Raw genomic sequence first — 24,348 nt, forward strand, 5'->3', positions numbered from 1 at the left:
TTGATTCAAGTATTGGCAGATTGTTTGCAAATCATCGGAGTAGAGGGGGAATACAGGTGAGAAAAAGGAAAGGCAAAGCGGCTATATTCGCCATGGTTGCTTTAATAGCGATAGTGGTCACCGGTTTCTCAGCAAAATACTTTTTTTCAATCGGTGACGATCGTGTTCTATTGAATTACGCGACAATGGATCAGGCTCGCTATGAGCCAGAGCTGGCAGCAGAGGTAAGATCACAAGTCGAGGAGGTTCGGCAGCAGCTTGCAGTGGGTGAATCTGCCCTCGTTTATTCAAAGGCGCTTAATGAGCTTTTGCCCGACGCTGTGAATTTTCAGCTGCCAACACGTGTTTCTAATCCGTTTTTGTATACCGATCTGACGGAGTGGCAGCTGCAATTGCATAAACATGTTCCGGGGTACCGCGCATTCGATGCCGAGGGGCTTGGGCTTGCTTTTATAAATGGAAAGTCGGAGAGGGCTTTTGGTGAAGTAATAACGCCAGACCAGGATGAAGCCGTAGGCCAGCTGCGTGAGGAGCTAGAAGAGACAGATCGGGCGTATGTGTGGAAGAAGCTTGCGGATGCTAGCCCTAATGAGCGTTTCCCGGCTTATACGGCGACCTACCAAAATGAACAGGGGCAAATGTTCACCATCATGATGGAGGTAATGAAGGAGAAGGTTGTCATTAAAAGCCTCATTCAAGGGAAGGACATGGAGGAAGTAAGCTTAAATGGCGAGCAGGCTTTGTATGGGGAAAGCCAATCCATCTGGTTCAGTCCGACGGATGAAAATCGAAGCTTGATTTTTGTAGATACACAGCAGAATTCCTCGGTTGTTTATACGATCAGCAGCTTTGCAGCGGACGTGACGAAGGAGCAGCTTGTCGCCATTGGGGAGCAGTTGATTGACGATCAGAGGATAAGACCTTAAGGGAATGAAACATTAAAGGAAGAGAAAGCCATAGTCGAGAACGAGCGGGTTAATAGGTGCTTGGCTATGGTTTTCTTTTTATGAGTTGAACTACATTTAATAGCGTTTCTCTGCGAAAACCGTAGCGAAGCTGCTGTCGACTCCTTCAATAAACAAAGGCACCGCGTAAACGACGCTCACATTGGACAAATGGGGAGGAAGAGGAAATAAAATCCATGCCTACGGCTCGCAAGGAATCAAATACCATTAAGTAATGAGCAGCAGAAGCTGAAAAACCCGGATTATGATTGCCGTAGCGTACGGGGGCGGATGTGCGGATTTTCCCGAACCCTGTGCGTATGAGCAGTAAATCAGAACCAGCGATCTGATGGGCGAACGGCTCAAGATCTGCTTTAGTAATTAGCTGGTCATCGGTTTTTGGAATATCGAGGACAGTCACATGATGAAACACAAAATAGTCTATAGGAAGCTATTTCAGCTTTTTGCCTTGCGGATTAAAGTGCCAGGGGCCGTCGATGTGGGTGCCGCTATGATTAATCGTTTTTATAATAAATTGATTAAACAGATCGCCTTTCTGGATGCTGAACTGCTGAATGATCTCAATAGGGGGATTATCTTTATACACAGGAGTATGCACGCTTAGCGGGTAGGATAAGAGTAGACGCTTCATTTTTCTAATCTCCTTTATTTTTATTATTGAAGCAATCAGTCCTCGTTTGACTGGTACAGCATGGAACTATCTTATTGCTGAAGCGGCATAATAATGCCCAGAAGAGCCGAGAAAACGCCGAATAAACCCGCTGTTTCCGCGCTTTATTTTAATCGCTTACATTTGCGCTGGTGTTTTCTAAACAGTTGTGTTATGATAAGGGTAATAAAAAATAGACCTGAATTCACATATGATAGAAGGTTATGGTTTTTGAGGTTATAGCCTGCTACCATATGTGATTTCTTATTTTTAACGAAATATAGGGGTCATGTTTTATAAAGAAGGAGGTGCTCTTATGCAAACAGGAACAGTTAAATGGTTTAACGCTGAAAAAGGCTTTGGTTTCATCGAAGTTGAAGGCGGAAACGATGTATTCGTACATTTCAGTGCAATCACTGGCGACGGATTCAAAACTTTGGACGAAGGTCAACAAGTTGAATTCAACGTGGTTCAAGGTAACCGTGGACCGCAAGCCGAGAACGTTGTAAAGCTGTAGGCTTTAAAACGGACTAATTTCCCGCAAGGGATCAAAGACAGCTGTTCGGGATTTTTCCCGGCAGCTGTTTTTTTATGTTGTTGGAATGAAACGTTACAGATGCCCTGCTGGGAGCACGTTGACGAAAGGCGAAGCGGGCGCTACACTGAAAGGGAATCAGGATTAGGATAGCGAAAGCGCTTAACAGAAATTAAGCTTCTTCCATTAGACTAACGGGTTGGTGAAGAAAGTGGAAAAAATTAAAGTAGGCGTAATTGGGGCAGGTTTTATCGGCCCAGCGCATATTGAGGCCTGCCGAAGGCTAGGCTTTGTAGAAGTGGTGGCGGTTTCCGGTTCTGATCAGAGCTCTACCGACAAAAAGGCGAAGGAGCTGGGTGTGCCGCTCGCTTATGGCGATTACCGGGACATGCTGAAAAATCCCGATATTCAGGCGATTCATAACTGTACGCCGAATCATTTGCATTATCAGATTACGAAGGAAGCGATTGAAGCGGGCAAGCATGTGCTGTCGGAAAAACCGCTGGCCATTTCAAGCGAGGAATCGGTGGAGCTGCTGCGGCTCGCGAAGGAGAAAGGCATCGTCCACGGCATTAATTTCAATTATCGTCAGTTTCCAATCATTCAACAGCTTGCATCGATGGTAAGGGACGGCGATTTAGGCAAAGTCAATTTGGTTCACGGCAGCTACTTGCAGGACTGGCTGCTGTACGAAACCGATTATAACTGGCGGATGTCGTCGGAGATCGGCGGCAGATCCAGAGCGATAGCGGATATAGGCTCGCATTGGTGCGATTTAATTAAATATGTCACAGGCAAAAAGATTGACGCGGTATTCGCCGATTTCTCCACCGTGCATCCCGTACGGAAGAAGCCGAAGCAGGCTTCGGAAACGTATCAGAAGCATGGAGATAACGTAGAATATGAAGATGTAGCGATTGATACGGAAGACTATGCGACCGTGTTGCTCCGTTTTACCGATGGCACGAAGGGGGCCTTCTCGGTTTCGCAAGTGAGTGCGGGACGCAAAAACCGCCTCAGCTTTGAGCTGAATGGCACGGAGAAATCGACCTTCTGGAACCAGGAGGAGGCAGAAAAGCTGTGGATTGGCTACCGGGACAAGGCGAATGAGGTGCTGATGGCTGATCCGGCGCTTTTTGCGGCAGACGCCCGTTCCTCGATTCATCATCCGGGGGGCCATAATGAAGGCTGGCCGGATGCCATCAAGAACATGATGCAGCATTTCTATGCATACATTCGCGACGGCAAGCACCAAAACGGTGAAGAGCCGCCTTTTGCAACCTTTTTGGATGGGCATATTTCGATGAGCACGACGGATGCTATTTTGCAAAGCCATGCGACGGAGAAATGGGTTAAGGTTGAGGTTTTGGAAGTGTAATGAATACAGGGACATAGGCTTCTTCAGTGAAGCGCTATGTCTTTTTTTTATTCGACCTTCCCTTATATCAAATCAGAAGTCCTTCATAAAATAGTACGCTAGAATTATTGTAAATTAACACTCCATAAAATTAACCTTGCTGTCGATATTATAGTATAACGTTTTTAATAAAGGGGAAATGGAATCTATGACTACCGTTCAAGCTCTGATTGAAGCCATGCCTTACATTCGACAAATGATTCGTGAAAATGTTTCATTATCCATCATTGATGAGAAAACCTTTGTGTATTTTGATGCAGAGGACCCGTTCAAGCTTGGTTTTAAATCGGGGGACCCATTACTGGAGGTTAGCCAGAACTATAAGGATTTGAACAATGGCAATGAGAAGACGGTAGCCCATATCCCTAAGGAAATAACGGGTGTGCCGCTGGATTGTTTATTTTTGCCTATAAAAAATGAACAGGGTGAAATGCAGGCTTGCCTGTGCGTCACCTACAAAATGGATAATCAAGAGCTGCTGGGACAGCTCATGGACAAGACGGAGCATTTTAATGGCAAATTGCTCGATGGTGTCCAGCATCTGGCTGCCCATTCGGAGCAGCTGAACTCGACATCCGAGGAAATTTTAATTAATACGAAGGAAGCGGTCGAAAAGTCACGCGATGTGAATAAAGTCGCAGGCTTTATCCGCGAAATCTCAGAGCAAACCAATCTGCTTGGACTCAATGCGGCTATTGAAGCAGCACGTGTAGGTGAAGCGGGAGCGGGCTTTGGCGTGGTGGCGTCGGAAATTCGCAAGCTGTCCGTGGATACGAAAGGCGCAACCACGCAAATTGAGCAGTCGCTCAAGCTGGTGCAGGAGTCAATCAAGCTGATGGAAACGGAAATTGCCGAAATAACGTCATCCTCCCAAGAGCAAGCGAAGCTGGTCAGCAATCTTATGGAGGTTATTGAGCAGATGAACGAAACGGGGCTGGAAATGCACAGCTTCATTAAAAAAGTCATCTCGTATCAGCAATAAATCGATAGCAACGGGCTATTTTACTCCATTTGCGGATGTATGCTATGATTCGTGCATGCCCTACAACTGGAATGAAATCAGGTGAAAGTCATTAAAATCGGTTTTCGGACGATTAAGACGGCGCTTGGCGTCAGCCTGTCGATCTTAATCGCCCATTATTTGCAGCTGGAAAACTTTACGGCAGCGGGTATTTTGACGCTGCTTTGCATTCAGCGTTCTCGCCGCCAGTCGAATCAAGCGGCCGTCAGCCGCTTCCTTGCCTGCATGGCAGGCATGCTATTCTCGATGCTCATGTTTCAATTGCTGGGCTACCATGCGTACGCCTTTTTGGTCGTTCTGCTGCTGTTCATTCCGTTTTGCGTGAAGCTGCGCATTCATGAAGGCATAGCGAGCAGTGCGGTTATTATGATGCATGTATTTGTCCATGGCAAGGTCGAGGTTTCTTTTCTGCTCAATGAGCTGTTTGTCGTCGTGATCGGCCTTGGCGTAGCGCTGCTGGTAAACAGCTACATGCCGAGTATTGATAAGGAAATGACCCGCTACAAGCAGGAGACAGAGCGTTATATTGCCGTCATTCTCAAGGAATATGCCTGTTATTTGAAGAAGGGGTATACGCTGTGGGACGGCAATGAGCTGCTGCAGCTTGAAGCAGTGCTGCGGAAGGCCAGCCAGATCGCCCAGCTGGATGCGGAAAATTACCGATCGCTCAAGAAAGGGCCGAGCTATCGTCAATATTTTGAGCAGAAGCGCAAGCAATATGATTTGCTCGAGCGTCTGCTGCCGCTTGTTTCACAAATTACGACGCAGCTGGAGCAAGGCGAACGGCTTGGCGAATGTATGGAGCAGCTCAGCGCCTACGTTGGCGAGGCCGAGTCTTCGAGAGAAGACCGTTACGATTACTTTTATGAAATGCTGCGCGGTGTACGCGAATATCATAAGCTGCTGCCTTTGCCGCAGACGAGAGATGAATTTGAAAATCGCGCCAGCCTGTTTGCGGTAGCCAATGAGCTGGAGCGATTCGTCAATACGCTGTAGTTCCTGAACCAGACCACACACAGAGCCAGACCATACAAAAATGAAAGCCAAGCTATTCTCTTCCTGCACATGGGGAGAGGGTGGCTTGGCTTTTTTATAATTTAGGAGTTGGCGGACAGGCGCCGCATTCAGAAGAAGGAGAAGGGCAGGCGAAAGAGATTTCTTTTCTTATTCTGCTTGCGTTCCATGCTGGCTGCGGCATTCTGCATAGCAACAAGCGAGGAAAGCTGCCTATTGCGCTCCTGCATGCTCGATAAGGAAGCCGCCAATTGATTAAGCGTTTGACGAATTTCCTCCAGCTCCTCGCGGTGATGGAGCAGCTGTACGCCAATAACCTCGTCAGCTTTGCGCGACAACGTTCCTTCTATGCGCTCCAGGCGTTCTGCCAGCTCTTCCTGCGGATTTTTGAAATCCCAAGCGGAATCGATTTTGCTCTTCGTATCTTCCGGGCTGAAAGCGGGGAAGTGAGCGGCAGCACCAGCGGCACTGGCAGCAACTTGCTGCAGCCCGGTGAGATCGACCGTTTGAATTAGCTCAGGAAGTGTCATCTCATGAAGCAGCTCGCCCGCCTCAAGCTTTGTCTTTACGCTTTGCAGCTTCTCTAAAGCGGGTTCATCAAAAATATAATGACCGAACATATCCTTGCTGAAGGAGGCAGGGAATAGGGCAACCCAGCGTCTGATCGTCGTTTCGCTCACAGCTAGCTGTCTGGCAGCCTCTTTCGTTTTTAACAGATTCATTAGCGAGCACCTCGTTTCATTCGTCTTTAATGTAAAGTATTCGTGGTGGACAAGGTACTCCCTGCTAGGGTGACAAAGGTAGTGTCGAATCGCTAAAACTAGTGTGAAACTGCCGAAAAATGCCCCTCGTGCGCGCGCCAGCGCGCTTTCTCCCGCAATTGGGCAAGTTCTATGCCATTAGGGCGTCCAAACGTACGAGGAGAGCTGTTTTTCGACAGCAAAAGCTGGGTTTGCGCTATTCTTTTCACCTAAAAATAGGTAGTATAGAGAAAAGGAAGTTTTTCCAGCATCAGTCCAGCTGCAACGAGCCGTTTTATTGAAACTGAGTGTCCCATTTGTACTTTTCATTATAGATTTCGAAAACTTCTGTGCCAAGCGCTCCCCAGTTATGCTGCGGGTTATTACGAATGACATTGTAGAGCCGCAGGAAACGGTCCTTCGGCAGCTTGCGCGCATAGCGCATAACCAGATGCGGATATAAAATGACGTAGCGCTTCAAGCGCACGGCTGCTCCGGCAATGCCGACGAGAATTTGCTCGCCGTCCTTCATGCGCAAAATTTGCGCTTCATGAATAAGGGCGTAGCGGAACGCCTTCTCCTTCAGCAGATCCCGTTTCAGCTTGGTTAGCTCGCCCATATACAAGACAAGGTCCGGATTGAAATGGTCAAGCAGCAGCGGCTCCAGCATCAGATCCATATCTTTGCGCAGTACGAACGATTGCAGCAGTAAAATTTGCTCTACCTTAATTTGGTCCGTACGGACGAGCGTGCCGATCTCGCGCAGCATTTCATACGCTTGCTGCTTCTCGTCATTATGGAACACCTCGATCGCCGCTTCGCGGTCGAGCCGCAGCCCATCAACGAGCTTAAACGATTCCCGCTGCAGCAGCTTGCCTAACTGGTAGCTACGCCGTTCCGCGCTGGTGTTGCGGCGGAGCATCCATAGAAGGATGAGCGCCGTTACGCCGCCAGCGGCGCAAAGACTCGTCTGCAAAGTCGACTCTGCAAAGAATATTCCAGCGGCAACAAGGGCAAGGATGAGAATAGTTTCCTTTACGAAACCTCTTCGTTGCAGCGACGACGCCTTTTTCTCCAGTTTAATGAGGGAAGATTTTCCGCAGGAGGGGCATATTTTATCGCCGAGTATGGTGAAGCGGCCGCAGCTGCGGCAAATTTTAAGCTTTTCATAAGCTTGTCGTGTTTTAATGTAGGGATTCAGCTGCACGGGTATCTTTTTCATCAAGAGTTCCCCCGATCGCTGTTCTTGAAGATCGCTAAGGCAAGCTGATCAAGCTGCTCTGGCGTAGGTGCTTTTTTACGCTGGTTGTAGTAGTGGATACCCCGGAGCAGGACGAAAAGAAACAATATTCCTAGACATACGTATGTAACCATAAGCGCGAGTCCTCTCTTATGCTTGAAGTGATTTAAGCGATTCTATCAGGTATACTGACAGTATATCATTATTAAGACAACAAGGACCAATATGCTTAATTTGTGGAGAAGGAGCCAAAAGATGATTCAAATATATCGTTACCTCACCCTGTTATTTCTTATAACGCTGCTTCCATTAGCCGGGTTTGCTCCCGCTCCTGCACATGCAGCTGCGCAGAGCTCGCAAATCGACGCCGTTCTAGTGCTGGATGTCAGCCAGTCGATGAGCACGAGCGATCCGGGCGGCATCGGCAACGAGGCGATGAAGATGTTCATCGACATGCTGTCCGAGAAGGGCGATCAGGTGGGCATCGTATCTTATACCGATCAAATTCAGCGGGAGAAGGCGCTGCTCGAAATTAGCTCGGATGCCGATAAAACGAACCTTAAGCAATTCATTGACCAGCTCAAAAGAGGGGCCTATACCGACATCGCTGTCGGCGTGAAAGAGGCGGTGCAAATTTTGAATGACGGGGCCGACCCCGATCATGAGCCGCTGATCATCGTGCTGGCGGACGGCAACAACGATTTTAATTCCAAATCGGGCCGCACGCAGGCCGATTCAGATGCCGATATGGATGCTGCGCTCAAGGAAGCGACCAGCAAAGGTTATCCGGTCTATACGATTGGACTGAATGCCGATGGCAAGCTGAATAAAGCGGCGCTTGAGAGCGTGTCGCAGCAAACGGGCGGCAAGTCGTTTTCAACGAATACGGCGGCTGATCTGCCGCAAATTCTGAGTGAAATTTTCGCCAGCCATTTGCAGCTGAATGTCGTGCCTGTCGATTCTTTTACAGCTGACGGCAATTATCAGGATGTCAAAATCACAGTGCCGAACAGCAATGTGCTCGAAGCGAATATCTCCATTATGTCCTCCAAGCAGGTTGAGGCGAGGCTGATTGATCCATCCGGCAACAAAATAGCTATTCCGAGCGATCAGGTGCTGCTCTCGACTTCCAAAACCTACTCTCTAATGAAGCTTCTGAAGCCGGAGGAGGGCGATTGGACGCTTCAAGTGAAGGGCGCGGATCGTGACAAAATTGATATCAATCTTATTTTCAACTATGATCTGGCGCTGGAGATGGATAAGCTTCCAAGCTCGTCATACAGCAAAGGTGATAGCATCCCGATTAATGCTTATCTGGTAAGCGGCGGGAATAAGCTGAGCGATCAGGAGCAATACCGCAACATGAAGGCGGTTCTATACGTCAATGATTTGGATACGGGTACTACAGAGGAAGTTCAGCTGAACAATGCGGGCGATCATTTTGAAGGCACCTATAAGGTGGCAGACAAACATGATTATGAGCTCAAGGTTCGTGCGGAGGAGGCAAGCTTCTATCGTGAAACAGCTGTCGTAAAAATTAGTGCTAAAGGCGGCGCCCCGGCGGGCACAGGCACTGGGACTGGGGGAGAAAGCGAAAAGCCATTCCCGCTCATTCCCGTCATCATCGGAGCGCTTGTGTTGATTGCACTGCTGGTCGCTGCATATTTCATTATGCGTTACCTGAAGCAGGCGCGGCGCGGCTTTGTCGGTCAGATGGTTATCGAGATTCGCGATGAAAATACGGGCGACAAAACGTTCCCGCAGTATAAGAAGCTGAATGCCTTCCGGGGCAAATTTTCGCTGCATCAGCTGCTGCAGCTGGCACCGGAGCTGAAGGAGACGGAGAAGCTCATATTCGTGCCGGGCAATAGCGACCGCCTAGTCCTTCGCAATGGATCTCCGTGCACGGTGGAGAAATCCGGGCGTGCGGTTGATGCCAGCGGCGGCCTGGAGGTCAAGAGCGGGGAGCGGTTGACGATTCCTTTGCAGCAGATCGATAAGACGATTTTTATCGAATATATTGTTTAGATGGTTTTAGGGTTCGTAAAACCTTTGGGGATGGTGAAGTGTGGAGCTGCGCGGCGTGAAAGGTTTGGCTTACGATCGCCATTGCCCTTGGAATTGTCGAATAAACCGCTCAGCGGTACAATTCCAAGGGCAGGGGATTATGCTTACGAAGCTGCTTTCCTACGGAAAGCTTTAAACGAACGCTCCGCTTCTCCAGCTCAAACCTTTCACTTCACTCCGCTCCCCTTTCACCGCAAGGGTTTAAAGAATATTAAAACCATAGGGGTTCCGGCGGGGAGGAACACCCCGTGAACCTAGAAGATATAAAGACAAAAGATGAAAGATGAAGTGCAAGAACTAGGGAGTATAAGCAATCTGGAGTCGGCCTGCTGAGATTATGGCCGAGATCGAGTCGCTCAGGACGCGTACTCCTTTTTTGAAGGACTGAGATTCCGCTATTTTGGTTTTTTATGCGATTTCGGGGGGCAAGCGGACTGGAAAGCCGTTATCCTACCCATTATTCCGTCAAAACAGCCATTTGCAGCGCATTAGCGGCTGCTGAGTCCGCTGCTTATGCCAAACCCATAATTCAGTTGAAATAGCGTCTGCTGTGTCCGCCAAGTCTTTCTTTGTGCAAGGAGCAGGCCTCTGTCATAAGGAGCATGTTGCTGCCTTCTGTCAGGAACAACATCAGGATCTGGCTCGCTTCTGTTTGCATACACGCTCTAAGAGAAAGAGCAAAAAAAGGCAAAACAATGAGCGGAAAAATGAGCGGAAAAATGAGCAAAAATATTAGAGGATTTGCGAGGGGTATGGGGCCTTGCAGTCGTCTATTGTAGATAAGCTTTTGCGGTAATATAGGGTTAGAGGTATGGTGAGAAAAGCGGAATGGAATGAAAAGATTGGACTGGAGAAGCGTTAGCGCTCGCTTTTACCCTTGAAATTCCCCTTATACGGGATTATTAATAGAATTTCAAGGGTAATGGCGATCAGTTGCCAATCTTTTCATGCAATGCAGCTTCTTTCTCACCATTCTTCTAACAAGTATAGAGCAATGATTCATACCATTTGGAGGTAGAACGAATGAAGCCGATTGTTAGAGAACATATCCAGCAGCTAGACGTTTCATTAGGCGGAGGTATCGTTAGTGAGAAGATCCGCGTCGATACGATCGATAATCCTATTCTCATTATTGGCCTCGGCGGCACCGGCATCGATGCGCTGCTGCGCCTGAAATATCAAATTAACCGCCGCTTCAAGCTGCCAGAAGATCCCTTGTCCAAACGCAAGCTGGAAAAACCTAATAACGTCGAGTTTTTAGCTTTTGAGACCAATGAACAGGACCGCAACAAAAAATATAAAGGCATCGGCCTCGACCCAATCAATGAGTTTGTGCTGCTTTCCAATGCCGAAGTCGGCGGGCTGCTGCAAAACCGCAGCATTTTGGAGCCGTACATCACCGATTGGCTGTCGCCAGAGCTGAGCATTACCGATGGCATGAACGGCGCGGCTGGCGTACGCCAAGCTGGGCGTTTGCTGCTTTTTACGAAAATCAATCAGGTTGTGCAAAGCATCGATAAAAAAATCAAGACGCTTTCCGTCGGCACGAGCAAAAAGCTGATGGTATTCCTGCTTACCGGTCTATCCGGCGGTACAGGCAGCGGCTGCTTCCTTGATATATCGTATATTGTGCGCGGTATTATTGAGCGCGATCATGGCTCGGCGGGCGTCGACCGCGTCAACACGCTGGGGTACCTTTTTACGCCGGATATTAATCTCGCGAACAAAAGCTTAAGCGAGCATACGAGAGAATATATTAAGAAAAATGGCTACGCCGCGCTCAAAGAGCTGGACTACTGGATGAATGTTGATGCCCGGGGCGAGCGCTTCAAGCAGCAGTACGGCAGCATTCTCAGCGTCAATTCGCCGCTTCCGCCGTTTAACCTTTGCCACCTGATTTCGGCGACGAATACCGAGGGCAAGCTGCTGGAGAACGCTTATGACTACTGCATGAACGTGACAGCGGAAAATATTACGAACTTTATGGCGAGCGAGGATAAACAATCCGGCGAGGAGTTTGCTATTCACGACTATATCAGCAACATCCGCACGAATATTGCGCAAATGAACAAGCAGTATCCGGCGAACTACGATTACAACATTATTGGAGCTTCGTCGGCGGTGCTGCCGATTGAGGAAATGACAACCTTTTTGGCGTATCGCCTGTTTAGCAAGATGGATAAAATGTTCCACAAAGCGCCGACACAGGACGATGTGGAGAAATTCGCCCGCAAGCTCGGCATTGATCTCGATACGATGATCAAGACGTTTGAGTCGCGCGTGCCTGAGCCGCTACCGGGCTTTGAGAACAGCGAGCGCCTGAACTACAGCAATGTGGTGAAAATGCAGGTGGTCAACATGGATACGGAGCTGGAGCAGACGTTCCTGACGCGTGCCCGCGAGGAATATGTGAAGGCGAAGAAGCAGCTGCCGGGGGAAATCGTTGGCCAGTTCACCGATCAAATCCGCCGGACCTTCCTGCATCCGGAGCAGGGACCGTTTTACGTATCCCGCCTGCTGCACACCGAGAAAGGCTTCTGCCTGCTGAAAATGCTGCTTTCCTACATTGAAGTGCTGCGCGAAACGCTGCTGCGCCTGCCGCGCGACATTGAATCGGCAAGCATTCAAGCGGAAGAGCGGATGGGCGACGCGAAGAGCGCCTTCGTGTCCAAGGACAAGAAGAAAAACAGCTACATTGAAGCTAAAATCAATGAATATTGGCTGCGCGCCGATGTAGAGCGCACCGAGCAAATGATTGAGTTCTACGAGGATCTGTATCAGCTGCTGAACAACGAGAATAATCGCTTCTATAGCGTATTTACCGAAGTGCTGAACGTGCTGAACGGCATTTTTGCGAAAAATGGCGATATTCTGATCAATGGCGACGAGCAAGCCGATCACAAGGGAAACAAAACCTACTATTGGAATTTAGTTGGCGTACCGGACATTTCTGATGTGATTGCCCGCATTATGGAGAAGAAGGATGTCGATGATCTCATTCGCGACTTCTCGCAGGGGCTGCTTGACCATTCCGACCAGTGGGTGAAAGAGAAGGACATTGATATCGTCAATTCCATTTCCGACTTCCTGACCGATAAATTCGGCGATTTGATTACGAGATCGATGGAAGATTTCCTCGTGATGAAATATGGCAATGACGAGTCGATTGAGAAGTTCGTCGAACGCTTTATTGCGACGAAGCTGGATGAAGAGGCCGTTGCCGTATTCAATCTAAGCAACAGCTCAGGCAATTTGCATTTCCCTTCATGGGGCTTCGTATCGGTGCCGCAGCATGCGCCGAGCATACTCAAGGGCATTCGCAATTACCAAAGCAATGCGGTAGGCAAATCGCATTTCACCATTAAAGAGAGTGAAGTGAAAAACCGGATTTTCTGGCTGAATACGAAAAATGGCGTGCCGCTGTTCGTCTATACGCCTCTCAAGGTGTATGAGGAAAGCTATGAACGGACGATTCTCGATAAGGAAGGCGTCGGTCGCCACCTCGTGATGACGGAGAAGGTCAACTGGACGAATCTGCCTTCTCCAATTCCTGAGAAATCATGGGGCGATACGTACAGCAATGCGAGGGTGAAAGGCTATAATGCCCGCGTTCGCGCCGAATTCCAGCGTGCGCTTGGCTACCGGATTATTAGCGAGAAGGGTGTCGACAACAGCATGAGCAGCCGTTATGCGGTGCAGTTCACCCAGCCCTTCCAGCTGCAAGCGCTGCTCAGCTCGTACAATATGGAGGCTAGCGCTGCAAAGCCGAATCTTGGCGAAGTGAAGCGCGCTGTCATTGAGCTTCGCCGCCTGCTGGCCGAAGGCTTGGCACCGGATGGAGCGAAGGATATTTTCGGCAGCCTGAATGAAGATTTAGCGCAGGAAAATCTCATTCGTTCCCCAGAGCTGCTGGCGCGCGTGCGCGAGGAGCTGGCGAAATATGATGCGATTAGCGATAAGGTTGCTGAGCTTGAGAAGCTGCTGAGCCTGCATCAGGATGAGGAGAAGTGGCTGGATCAGTTTATTGAGGCGCTTTATACGGAAACGATTGTGAAGAAGGGCGCGCTTTATGTCTATGACCGCGATCCAGAGGAAGAGGCGTGGGCGCCATTCGCCAATCTGATGAAGAGCAGCAGCTTTGTGGAGCATGAAGTGTTCGAGAGCTTCCGGGGGCTGGATGAGAAAAACCGTGCCGCCCTGCTGCGCAAAGCATCGCGCCGGGTGACGGATTTGACGGCAACGGAGGATACGAAGCTGCTCGTTCATAAGCTGGATGAGCTGTTCAGCGCATTCCTCGACGCCCGTGACCGCCTGGAATACGAGCGGATTGAGCTGGCGAACGGAGAAGATTTGTACCAGTTCTACAAGCAAATGACGAGCAAACTAAATGACATACGCAGAAAGTTGAAGTAGGCCTATGAGAGAGCTTCTGGAGCGGTATGCAGCTGATTATGCGGCTGCCGAGCAAATGCTCAGCGGTCATGGAGACGACCAGAGCATCATTCATTATCCGACCGTATTTTTGTATATTGGCGACGAGGCAGGGCAAGCCATTGAGCCGATGATTCAGATGAATGCGGCGAAATGGGAAAATAGCGCTGGCGTGATTTATTTTCACGCCGCGTCCACTTCAAGGAGCGGCGGCTCAGCCAGCGGAAGTGGCGGGCAAGCGCCGGCCGCCGGAGCAGCAGGTGCCGGAGCAGGGGGTGCTTCTGCCGGAAGCTACGCAGGCGGCAACGCAGCATATGCCGGCGGAAATGGCCGGCAGGCGGCGAGCGCCGCCAATGCCGCCAAGGTGACTGAGGTGGTGCTCGGCGGCTTGACGCCGCTCAGCAGCGACCATAAGGCGGGGCGCAAGGAGCTATGGGAAGCTTTTCACGGCAATGCCGACTATTTGGCTGACCTGAACCGCGCGCTTCGCGGGGTCAGCGACACCATTGCTGATTATGGCAGGCTGTACGCTTCCTTTGATCGGCTGCATTTGGCGGTTATCACGCGTGCCGATGACCCGATGAATGCGCTGGTGCCGGATATTTCCCTGCTGGCACAGGCGATTTTTCAGCAATCGTTCAAATCCGTGCAGATGGATCTTTATACGCTAATCAGCGAGCGTGAGCAAATGGATACCTTCGCTCACGCCAGCGCTATTGGCGTGAGCTTTCTGCGCGAGCTTGAAGGGATGCAGCAGCCGGATTATACGTTCTCGGCACTGCTTGAGGTAACGGGCGATGGACTGGCGATTCCGGTCGTTCATCCGCCGTCGCCGCTGTTCGATCTCGTCTACGTGCTGTCGGATCGCAATGAGAAGGGCATGACCGCCGTTAACGGCATTCGTGACAACTATGATATTATTTGCCACATTCAGCTGCTCAAAAACCGCAGGCGCAAGGATGCGCAGGAGGGCGAGGCCTACGGCGGCTACAATAACTCGACGTTTAAGAACAGCCTGCGTACGGAGTCAGGCAGGCAGGGCTTCGTCTCAGCGGGGCTGTCCAAGGTGAAGCGCCCGAATTATTCGATTGCGCTGACGGTGCTGTATCATCTCCATATGCAGCTATCCGAGCTGCTGGCGAAGGAGCCTGAGCTCAGCATGCGGGAGAAGCTTGCCTGCTTCGGTCTCGATCCGGCCTCGGTCGATGCGATGCTGACACAGCTGCTGCCAAGCGAGGAGCAGCTTGCCGACATGACGGGACTGCTGACCTCTGGCGTCCGATATGAGCAGTTGAAGCCATTATCGCTGAGAGACGCTGAGGAGGCGCTGTTCGGGGATGGGGCAGCTGTCTTTTTCCATAATCATTTTGCCCGCACGGCGCAGCAGCGGCTGTCCGAATTTGGCGCGGCGCCGGAAATGCGGCGTGCGGTTGCCAAGTTTGAGCGGGAGCGCGCGGATATTAGCTTCTACCAGCTATGTGCTTGGACGGAGCCAAGCGGCGACGATGGCAGTGTGCTCGCCGGCGTCCGCAGCCGCATTAAAGAGCTGGCGATTGCGGTGGAGCAGGCGCGCGAGGAGCTGGAGCGCACGCAGTCTGGACGCGCGGAAGATGTCCGCATTCAGCGGCTGCCTTTTATGGATAAGCAAAATTTGCGTTCGTTTATCCGTGCTTTTTTTGGGCTGGTGTATGGCCAGAAGTGGGAGCTGCTCCGGCTGGAGCTGGAGCTTTCCCTGTATCGCCGCTTGGCGGATGAGCTGGAGCAGCTTCATGAGCTGTATCGCCTGCGCGTCAAGCAAATGGCGGATATGGCGGATGTCATGAAGCTGACGGCGCTGCAAAGCATCAAGACCGCTGACGATTACATCGGGCAAAATATTTTTGAATATTACGCTCGGGTAACGGGAGATATTGTGCTGGATGTACAGGATAAGCGGGGAGCGGGCATCTGGTTTGATGAGCGTTATCTCGGTTCGGCGGCGGAGCTGCTGGAGCAGGGCAATGAGGCCTACGTAAATAAGCTGGCCCAGCTAGGCTTGAAGCATGTGCTGACGGCGGAGCCATTCGCCCAGACGTTTGAGGAGGAGCTGCTTCGCAGGGCAAATGTGACAATCGACTACACGAACCGCCAGGCGCTGGCGAAAGAGGATTTGTTCAAGCGCCTCTACCGGACGCTGGAGGAGAACGCGTCGATCAACGTTCGGCTGCTGGACTACACGCATGAGCACCGCTACGAGGAAAAATATATGTTCGGCGACGCGGACAGCGAGTTTGTGCAGTATGCGCTTGGCGTCGACGAAACGTCGCGCATTTACAAGCTCGGCTGCATTCACGAGAAGCGCAGCAGCGGTGTGGAGAAGCTGAACCTGATGGGCGGCTTCCATCTTGAAGACCTGCTGTATTATCGCAACGGCAAGGTGTATTACGAGACCTATAGAGAGAACGGCTATGCGTTCCACGGCGTGGACCCGGCGGGCTTGCCGGAGCTGCGTTAGACCGGGACGCGGTGAATAAGCCGAATGAATGTAAGAGAGGATGCTATACACATGCAGCGAAAAATAAATCTGCTACTATTGTTGTTTAGCTTAATAGGGGGATTCATCGGCTACGCCATCGGAGAACTGATGCTGGCGCAGTGGACGGGCGATATGCCGCGTTCGGTTCTCATGGGCTTGTATTTTGGCGTAATCGCATTATTTATCGGGCTCGGCTGCTTTGTGGCAGAGCTCGTCAATCCGCATTTGAATGGCTCATCCTGGCGCCAGCGCTACACAGGGCTTTCGTGGAAGCTGTTCGTGCCGGCGACGCTTGTGCTGCTTTTTGCAGTAGGCTGGGGACTGCAATTTTTTTACGGCCTCAATATTGGCGGCTTAAAGCAGGTGAAGGATATTGTCCTCGTCATCGACAACTCCGGCAGCATGGCGGAGACGGACCCGGACAATCAGCGTTATGTGGCGGCGAAGCAGCTTATTGACCAGATGGACAATGACAAACGCGTCGCGATTGTGGGCTTCAGCGATTTGGCGGAGCAGGTGCTGCCGTTTACAAGCGTAGACTCGGCTGCCAATAAGGCAGCGATTAACACGGCGATTGATTCATTTGTGCCGACGGATGGCGGAACGAATTTCAGCGTCGCGCTGGAGGAATCGTTGAAGACCATTGAGGCGAAGGCGGAGAGCAAGCGTGGAACGATGGTGATTTTGCTGTCGGATGGCTTCAGTGAATCCGATGTGGCTCCGCAGCTGGCGCTCTACAAGGAGCAGCAAATTGCGATTAATTCCGTCGGTCTCAGCCTCGTGGATTCGAGAGGGGCGGACCTGCTGCGCAACATCGCCGAGTCGACAGGCGGCGCTTATTACGATGTGCAGAAGGCGACCGAGGTATCTACAGCGTTCCAGACGATCTACGATACGATCGATGATCGCACGCTCGTCACCAAGCGCACGGGACCGATGGCCGATGCCACGTTTTACAAAATCGTTCGCGTCATCTCGCTGCTGCTGATCGGCGGTGTGCTGGGCGTGGCGATCGGGCTGTTCTTCGACAATCGCTATTTGGCGCGCAGCTTTGGCATTGGCGGTGCAGTTGGCGGCTTGCTGGCGGGCCTCGTGCTGGAGGCGTGGCTGTCAGGCCATTCCCTCAGTGATTCGTTCACCCGCTTTATGGCGATTGCGCTGCTTGCGATTATGATCTCTTTATTCACCTTGATCGTGCCGATCAGGGAGAATAGCCGTCCGGTGAACGACAGGCGCCGCGGGGCTCCGGTTCCAAGAGAGCGCGGAGCATCAGGCGGCGACGGAACCTCGAAGGATAGCCGGAACCATGGATTTTAGAAGTCAGCTAGGGGGCGATTGACAGATGCGATTTATGGAGGCAGAGGGCGATTCGCCGCGCATCAACGGCTTAACCCATACGCTGAATGGCGACCGCTGCACGCTGCAATGGCTGTGGCCGAGCGGCGTCGAGGCGGTCTACATCGGCAAGGCGGAGGCCGAGCAGGCGGCATTCAGAGGAACGCCGGAGCTTGCATCATTAAAGCTATATACTAGGGCCGAATACAAGGCGAACAACGGCTATCATATGAGGCTGGAAGGCATCGGGCGCTACCGCTTCACCGTCTACATTTATGAAGAGAGGGCGGAGGATGGCAAGATCATCTGGCTGCAGAGCGATGGCCTGAGTGAGCTGGATGTGAGCGCCGGCAGAGCGAAGATCCGCTATTCCGTCAAGCAGAAGACCGGATTTCTTCAGCGCTATAAGACGATCTCTATTCAGGTGACGGCGGAGGTTCCGATTGCCAAGGATGTATTGTGTTATGTGAAAAAGGCGGGGGGCTATCCAGCGAGCAAGGATGACGGCATGATGTATCCATTTGCCGCTGCTTTCGCCTCCGGGCGGAATGTGCTGCCGCCAATCGAGGTCGGCAAGCAGGACTTCGTCCGTGTATTTTTCACCGATGGCCCGCGTTTCGCACAGCTGTACGAACTGGTGCCGGAATGACAGCAGGAAGGGGAGATAAGACATGGGCTTTTTTGACTTTTTAAAAAGAAAACCGCAAGCAGAGCTGCTTCAAGGCTCCTATGATATTGTATGCCCATTTTGCTTCAGCAAGTTTGCGCCGGAAGAAGTCGTATTTCGCGCCACGCACAGCCGCGAGGACGATGAGGATTATGCGCTGGGCGAGGATGAGCAGCTGAATCGGTACAGAGAGCGCTTTGGCCTGGATTCCGTTCACGATATTGAGGCGATTATTCACCCTGAGGATGTGCCGGAGGAGAAGCATCTGTATGCAGGCGAGGTGCTGATCGGCTTGAACGACCGCTACGGCGAGCTGACGCGCAGAAGGCTGTGTCCGAAATGCCATAACGAGCTGCCGGTGACATCCGGCAAGGTGCCGAGCAATATTATTTCGATTATTGGCGCTTCCCAGGTCGGCAAATCGGTGTATATGACAGCGCTCATACATACGCTGCAAAATACGACCGCCGATCATTTTAACGCGGCGTGCATGCCGCTTACGGCGGAGATCAGCCGCAAGTTCCGCACGAACTATGAGGAGCCGCTGTTTGGTCGCGGCGATCTGCTGGCTTCCACGCAGAAGGAAAAAATGCAGGAGCCGTTTATTTTTCAATTCGTCTTCCGTGACGAGTCCAAGCCGCCGCTGACGCTTGTGTTTTTTGATGTGGCGGGCGAGGGCATGGTCGAGGAGGATTATTTGGGGCTGCATGGGCAGCACATTAAAAACTCCTCCGGCATTTTATTCATGGTCGATCCGCTGCAAATCCGCTCTATCCGCGAGAAGCTGCGCATTAACCACGGCGACAAGCCGGGCGAGTGGGCTCCGCAATATGATGAGCCAAGGGATGTCGTGCTGACGATGTTCAAGGATTTCATCGCGTATCAGGACAACAGCAAGACGGATATTCCAACCGCCGTCGTCTTGACGAAGAGCGACATGCTGCACGCGCTCAAGGATGAGGAAGGCGAATATATTAAGTCGAACAGCAACATTTTTCACAATATGGTGCACCGCAATTATTTCAATTTAACCGAGTTTGAGAACATTGATGGCGAAATGCGGCGCTTTATCGAGAAGGTTGACCGCCCGTTTAAAGGGACGATGGACGTTTACTTTAAGGATACGGCCTATTATGCGGTATCAGCGCTTGGCAGCAATCCGGTCAATCAGAAGATGGAGACGGTCGTCAGCCCGATCCGCGTTGATGAGCCATTTATATGGCTGCTGTATAAGCTGGGTTATATAGAGGGGAGAAGAGAATAGTGAAGCATTCTACCTCTACTATTGGCCAGCAGTTGTATACGCGGGAGCGCCGCGGCATATTTCGGGCGACGGAAGGTTATGACACGGTAGCCAAGTCCGAAGGGCTGGATCAGCAGTTTGTGAAAAAGCAGCTGCATCCGCTTTGCGTCTATGACGCTCCAGCTGAGCTGGCCGCAAGCGGCGAGAAGGATGGCGCCGCTTATCCAGAAACAGCGTATGTGCTGCGGCTGGAGAGCGGCGAGGCGGTTGTCGGCCGCAGCATCTATCAAGCCGTTGACTTTACGGGGCTGCGCAGCGCCTTCTTCACGCACAACTACGTCATTCCTGCTGTGATCGCGGATGCTGATCCAGATAGCTATAGAGCTTTCCTCGGTGCTGCCTTCGTGGACAGCTACGATATTGAGAAAGGCATGGAGCTGCCCGATTTGGCGGAACTGCCGCAAGCAGCGGGCGGCGCTTGGGCGCCTCGCGAGGCTGGAGCCGCTAGCTCTACTGGCGGCGGTGCTGGACTTGCGGGCTTTGCCAATCAACGGGCGGCGCTCGCTGCGCTGAACATTAGCGAGCAGCGCTTCAAGCAGCTGCTGTTCGCCGTTATGGCATCCGTTGGCGGACGCAAGAAGGTATATGTGGCGCTGAATGTGCTTGTCCAGCAGCTGCCGGAGCAAGCGAAGACGCTGCTGGCGGTGCTGTATGCGAGCTTGCCTTATGCATTCCGCAAGCAGCTGGGCTTCATGACGTTTTCCAAAGAGCCGCAAAGCCGCAAAGGGATTCATCTCACCTTCGTTGAGAAGGGGAGCCTGCGGGCGGGCGACCGCAATACGGATAAGGACTACACCTTTGATTTTGTTAATGATCGTTTCCTGAATGTCGATTTGGATAAGGGTGAGCATCCTTATTTGGATTTTGCTTGGAGCGTTATGGACGAGCCGGACCGTGCCGAGCGTTTCTATCAGTTTGCTGAGGAGATGCTTCATGGAATGGGGCAGGAGCGGCTCCTGGCGCTCGGTTCTTACCATGAGCTAAGCGTTATGTTCCAAGTCGAGGAAGGCAGCGACGAGCTGTACGAAAGGCATAAAAGCGCCGTGCTGCGCGGGATGCTGGAGTATTTGCAGCCAGCTGGAGCGCTTACACAGCGCATGCGGATGAATGATTTATTTTTGTCCCGCTTCGATTATGAGTTTGATGCGGTGCGTGACGGCCGTGTGCCTGAGCCGTTCATTGCGGAAAGCTTCAAGGATTATTACCACATCGACAGCAAATATAATGGCGGCAAAATCGTCGATTTCTTTATCCGCTCCCTGCTCGCTGCACAGCAGCAGAGCCAGGCGGAAGCGATGGCTGCCTACTATGGAGCCTTGGAAGCCGAGCCGCTGCTGCTGAAGGACTTTGTCAGCAAAATGCTGGCGAACGGAGCACTGCTCGAACGGCTGCTGCTCCCGTTTCTGGACGGCAAGCTGCGGGATACAAGGTCGGCGAAGGATATTATTATTTTCATGGGCAAATGGGGCAAAGAATTCCCTGCTATTCTCGATAATGATCTCGTTCACAAGCTCTTCAGGCAGCAGCTTAAGGATAAGCTGATGGATGAGGCGCAGCCTGTGCAGGTGTTCCAGCAAGTGCATGAGCAGCTGGACAAGCTTAGCTCTTCCGCTTTCGACAGCGACGAGGGCCGTGTGAAGACGAACCATTTGACGGCGGGAATTGGGGTCCGGCTGTTTGAGCTGGAGCTTGTCGCTTACCGGACGCTGCTGACGGAGCTTGATTTGGACCGGCTGTCGCAGCGTGAGCTGCTCAAAGGCAGCTTTCTGGAGAAGGCGGATCGGCTCGAGCAGTGGAACGCGCAATTGACTGATCCCAGGCAGAAGTCGACAGCGCTTATTATTAAAGCGGCTTACGATTGGTTTTTCAAGCCGCTGCCGAAGGCAAGCCTGTTCACAAAGCTGTCTCCGGTCGAAATCGACCGCGTCCAGCAGCTTGGACGGCGCTGGATGCTGACGGTCGATTCGGAAATGAAAGCCGAGCGGTTTGAGCAGCTCGTGCTGGCCTTCTATCGCAGCTCAGACATGGAGACGATTGATTATGCAGGGCTGCTGGATACGCTGCGCAAGAGCGCGGGGGAAAAAGAGCTCGTTTATCAATTTTTCGCATGGTCGGAGCGCCATGAGGATTTTATGCGGCCGCGAGGCTTCGTGCCTGCGTATGCAACCGCCATTACGAATTATTTCAGGCAGCATGATCGCGATGCTTTCAAGAGCCGGGCGAATCGGAATCAGTATTTTTCCAAGGCGGGCCCGAGGCTGCAAGCTGTCTACAAGCAGGTGAGAGGGGATCTGTCTTCGCCTCTGGCGAAGCTGTTCCGGCAAAATCGCAAACCGTTCCTCTTCTCCATCATTATTGCTTTTGCCATTCTAATGGTGGGCATTGGCGGCTTGCTTGCGCTTGGTGGCGGGGATAAGTCTGAAGAAGGGGCCAATCTTCCAGAAGCGACCGGTGGTCCAGGCTTGACCACTCCAGGAGTGGCGATTCCGGATACACTCGTGTATGCGGCGAAGCAGGAAGGCGTTGACGGCAAGCAAACGACGACACTCGTGTTCCGCTTCACGGATGCTGCGATATGCAGCGCCTTTTCACCAGAGACGGTGGCTGTTGTCGCAGCAGATAGAGAAACCAAGGAATACAGCGGCCTCACGTTCATTCCTAGCTGCACGGCGGCCCCTGCGGCAACTCCGGGAGCAGGTACGGATGAAAGCGATGCTTCCGCGAGCCCAAGTGATAGCGCATCGCCCACTCCTACAGCAACCAGCGATGCAGCGGCAGGCAATACGGGCAATGTAGAAAATGCAGCCGCTGGGACGGTAGATGCGGCATCTGCAAGTCCGGGCGACGCATCGCCATCGCCGGATGCAAGTGCTGGCGCCAGCGACAATGCAGCTGCCAGCGGTGGAAGCAGTGCAAGCCCCGATGTAACAGCAACTAACGAGCCAAATTCTGCTGGCAGCGTAGCTCAGCCCAACCCGAGCGATTATCCGAACCGCGTCGTTATTGATTTAGGCGAGGATGTGGAGCTGCTTGCAGCGAGCAAACTGAAGGTAGGCAGCATGGAATATACGCTAATCCCGCCTTTAGCGGATGAAGCTGCGGACACAGGCGCTAATGGCAGTCCTAGCTCTAGCGCAGTCCCAAGCTCGACCAACTAGCCTTCATAAGCAGCATCGTCAAGTCGTTGACCTATATGTAAGAGGCGGTTAACCTAGGCGAAGCTTGCTGTAACACAAACAGGTATCTTTCCTGCCATATTGATGGCGAAAGATGCCTGTTTGCGTTACAGCAGTACAACGCTTGATTCAAGATTTTTCGAGCTTCATCCGATATACCTCATAGGAATATGGAGAAAGGATGAAAAGATAGTGGGGAATTGGAAAAGAGGCCGTATGATGGCTGTGCTCGTTGCCGTCCTAAGTCTGTTGATGCTGACAGCTTGTGAGGACAGGTTTAAACAGCAGCAAATTGGAGAGTTTATGCAAGTAGCCGATGCGGCGTATGAGCGCAAGGATTTTGAATCAGCTGAGTTGGTCTATGGAAGAATTCTGAAGCTTGACCCAGAGCACGAGGAGACCAAGCGAAAAGTACAAGAGATTGCAGGCATTATAGACCAGGCTAATGATTTGATCAGGCAAGGGGACAAGGCGCTTAAGGAGGGCGACCTTTCTGAGGCGCAGCGGCTTTTTTCTGAGGCAGAAGACATGCATCCTTACAATGAGGACGACGCGATGGAAAGAAACAAGGCCCAGTTTGAGATTGCAGACATTCGTGCTCACATAGAGCGGCTTGCCGCATTGCGGGTCCAGTTTCGGCAAATAGCCGCAGAGGTTAAGCGTAAGGAAGACTTGTCCTCCAAAAAGCTGTCTGCCGAGCTGCTTGCTTTGCTGCCGGAAGCGCAATTGCTATTGGCAACAAGCAGCGAGCCGAAAACCATGGAGGCACGCCAATATGTTGAGCCGCTGGCAGAGGAGAGAGATGCGATCATTGCCGAGCTGTCATTTTATGGCGTGCTGCCATTTCTTGCAACGAATGAGGAAGAGTACGTGGAGAATATAAAGGAAATGCTGGCTTATTCGATCAAGGAGGGCGTGTACTTAAAGGGAGAAGATCTTCCTCTTAGTGTCGACGCTATTTTGGATGGGATATATCCCGATCGCGCGAAAGAGAAATAGAAGCAGGCTTTTTATGAAAAAAGCAGCCTAAATGAGCGACTTATCAGCAGCTTTGCAGGGCCCTTGTGTAGACAGGGGTCTTTTTTGATATATATAAATGTATAAGTTTGAGCTTATAATTGATTTATATTTCACCGCGAAACGAGCTTTTTCCGCCAGAGGACGTCGTCAGCCGGCTATTCTTGTGTTTTTAGGGTAAATGCTAATATTTTTTCCTAAAGTTTGCGCCAGATCATGCCTAAGCGGCGAATTCTGAATTATAATGAAAGACAGG

The 24,348-nt window shown here is 51.5% G+C and carries 15 protein-coding genes and 1 pseudogene; 13 read left to right on the plus strand and 3 right to left on the minus strand.

Annotated elements, in window-relative coordinates:
- Positions 1-56 precede the first annotated feature (56 nt).
- Positions 57-926: a hypothetical protein gene (locus ABEW34_RS04220; protein WP_430155147.1), complete on the plus strand. Its 870-nt coding sequence runs from the start codon at positions 57-59 to the stop codon at positions 924-926.
- Positions 927-1,071: 145 nt separating this feature from the next.
- On the opposite strand, the pseudogene ABEW34_RS04225 reads toward ABEW34_RS04220, so the two are convergent.
- Positions 1,072-1,596: pseudogene (locus tag ABEW34_RS04225) on the minus strand (cyclase family protein).
- Positions 1,597-1,930: 334 nt separating this feature from the next.
- On the opposite strand from ABEW34_RS04225, the gene ABEW34_RS04230 reads away from it, so the two are divergent.
- The 4 genes from ABEW34_RS04230 to ABEW34_RS04245 all read left to right on the plus strand — a co-directional run bounded on the left by ABEW34_RS04230 (position 1,931) and on the right by ABEW34_RS04245 (position 5,583).
- The gene (locus ABEW34_RS04230; protein WP_046231731.1) at positions 1,931-2,131 is read left to right on the plus strand and encodes a cold-shock protein; all 201 of its coding nucleotides are present in this window, start codon (positions 1,931-1,933) and stop codon (positions 2,129-2,131) included.
- A gap of 229 nt (positions 2,132-2,360) precedes the next feature.
- Positions 2,361-3,527 (plus strand): Gfo/Idh/MocA family protein, encoded by a 1,167-nt coding sequence (locus ABEW34_RS04235; protein ID WP_430155149.1) that lies wholly within the window; start codon positions 2,361-2,363, stop codon positions 3,525-3,527.
- Positions 3,528-3,714: 187 nt separating this feature from the next.
- A complete protein-coding gene (locus ABEW34_RS04240; protein WP_430155151.1) occupies positions 3,715-4,548 on the plus strand; it encodes a methyl-accepting chemotaxis protein in 834 nt (277 codons plus the stop codon).
- An 81-nt stretch (positions 4,549-4,629) separates the two neighbouring features.
- Positions 4,630-5,583, plus strand: coding sequence for an aromatic acid exporter family protein (locus ABEW34_RS04245; protein WP_430155153.1), 954 nt, complete (start codon positions 4,630-4,632; stop codon positions 5,581-5,583).
- A gap of 128 nt (positions 5,584-5,711) precedes the next feature.
- Here the strand turns inward: ABEW34_RS04245 and ABEW34_RS04250 are convergent, their stop codons facing one another.
- Complete coding sequence (locus tag ABEW34_RS04250) at positions 5,712-6,323, minus strand: hypothetical protein (RefSeq protein WP_430155155.1); 612 nt, start codon at positions 6,321-6,323, stop codon at positions 5,712-5,714.
- 313 nt (positions 6,324-6,636) lie between these two features.
- Complete coding sequence (locus tag ABEW34_RS04255; RefSeq protein ID WP_430155157.1) at positions 6,637-7,563, minus strand: hypothetical protein; 927 nt, start codon at positions 7,561-7,563, stop codon at positions 6,637-6,639.
- 273 nt (positions 7,564-7,836) lie between these two features.
- Here ABEW34_RS04255 and ABEW34_RS04260 point away from each other — a divergent pair, with 273 nt between their 5' ends.
- From ABEW34_RS04260 to ABEW34_RS04295, 8 genes are all read left to right on the plus strand, one after another.
- Entirely contained in the window at positions 7,837-9,609 is a 1,773-nt protein-coding gene (locus ABEW34_RS04260; RefSeq protein WP_430155159.1) for a vWA domain-containing protein, read from the plus strand.
- Positions 9,610-10,671: 1,062 nt separating this feature from the next.
- Positions 10,672-14,061 (plus strand): tubulin-like doman-containing protein, encoded by a 3,390-nt coding sequence (locus ABEW34_RS04265; protein ID WP_430155161.1) that lies wholly within the window; start codon positions 10,672-10,674, stop codon positions 14,059-14,061.
- A gap of 4 nt (positions 14,062-14,065) precedes the next feature.
- On the plus strand, positions 14,066-16,573 hold the full coding sequence (locus ABEW34_RS04270) for a transcription initiation factor TFIID (protein ID WP_430155163.1): 2,508 nt from the start codon (positions 14,066-14,068) through the stop codon (positions 16,571-16,573).
- A 51-nt stretch (positions 16,574-16,624) separates the two neighbouring features.
- Complete coding sequence (locus tag ABEW34_RS04275) at positions 16,625-17,911, plus strand: vWA domain-containing protein (protein ID WP_430155165.1); 1,287 nt, start codon at positions 16,625-16,627, stop codon at positions 17,909-17,911.
- A gap of 25 nt (positions 17,912-17,936) precedes the next feature.
- A complete protein-coding gene (locus tag ABEW34_RS04280) occupies positions 17,937-18,578 on the plus strand; it encodes a beta-mannanase (protein ID WP_430155167.1) in 642 nt (213 codons plus the stop codon).
- Between the two features lie 22 nt (positions 18,579-18,600).
- Positions 18,601-19,860 (plus strand): TRAFAC clade GTPase domain-containing protein, encoded by a 1,260-nt coding sequence (locus tag ABEW34_RS04285; RefSeq protein WP_430155169.1) that lies wholly within the window; start codon positions 18,601-18,603, stop codon positions 19,858-19,860.
- On the plus strand, positions 19,860-23,057 hold the full coding sequence (locus ABEW34_RS04290) for a glycosyltransferase (protein ID WP_430155171.1): 3,198 nt from the start codon (positions 19,860-19,862) through the stop codon (positions 23,055-23,057). Before ABEW34_RS04285 ends, ABEW34_RS04290 begins: the two co-directional genes overlap by 1 nt.
- Before the next feature lie 210 nt (positions 23,058-23,267).
- Positions 23,268-24,074: a hypothetical protein gene (locus ABEW34_RS04295; RefSeq protein WP_430155173.1), complete on the plus strand. Its 807-nt coding sequence runs from the start codon at positions 23,268-23,270 to the stop codon at positions 24,072-24,074.
- Positions 24,075-24,348: the final 274 nt, after the last annotated feature.

The sequence above is a fragment of the Paenibacillus algorifonticola genome, assembly GCF_050481745.1.
In the GTDB taxonomy this organism is placed as follows: domain Bacteria; phylum Bacillota; class Bacilli; order Paenibacillales; family Paenibacillaceae; genus Pristimantibacillus; species Pristimantibacillus algorifonticola_A.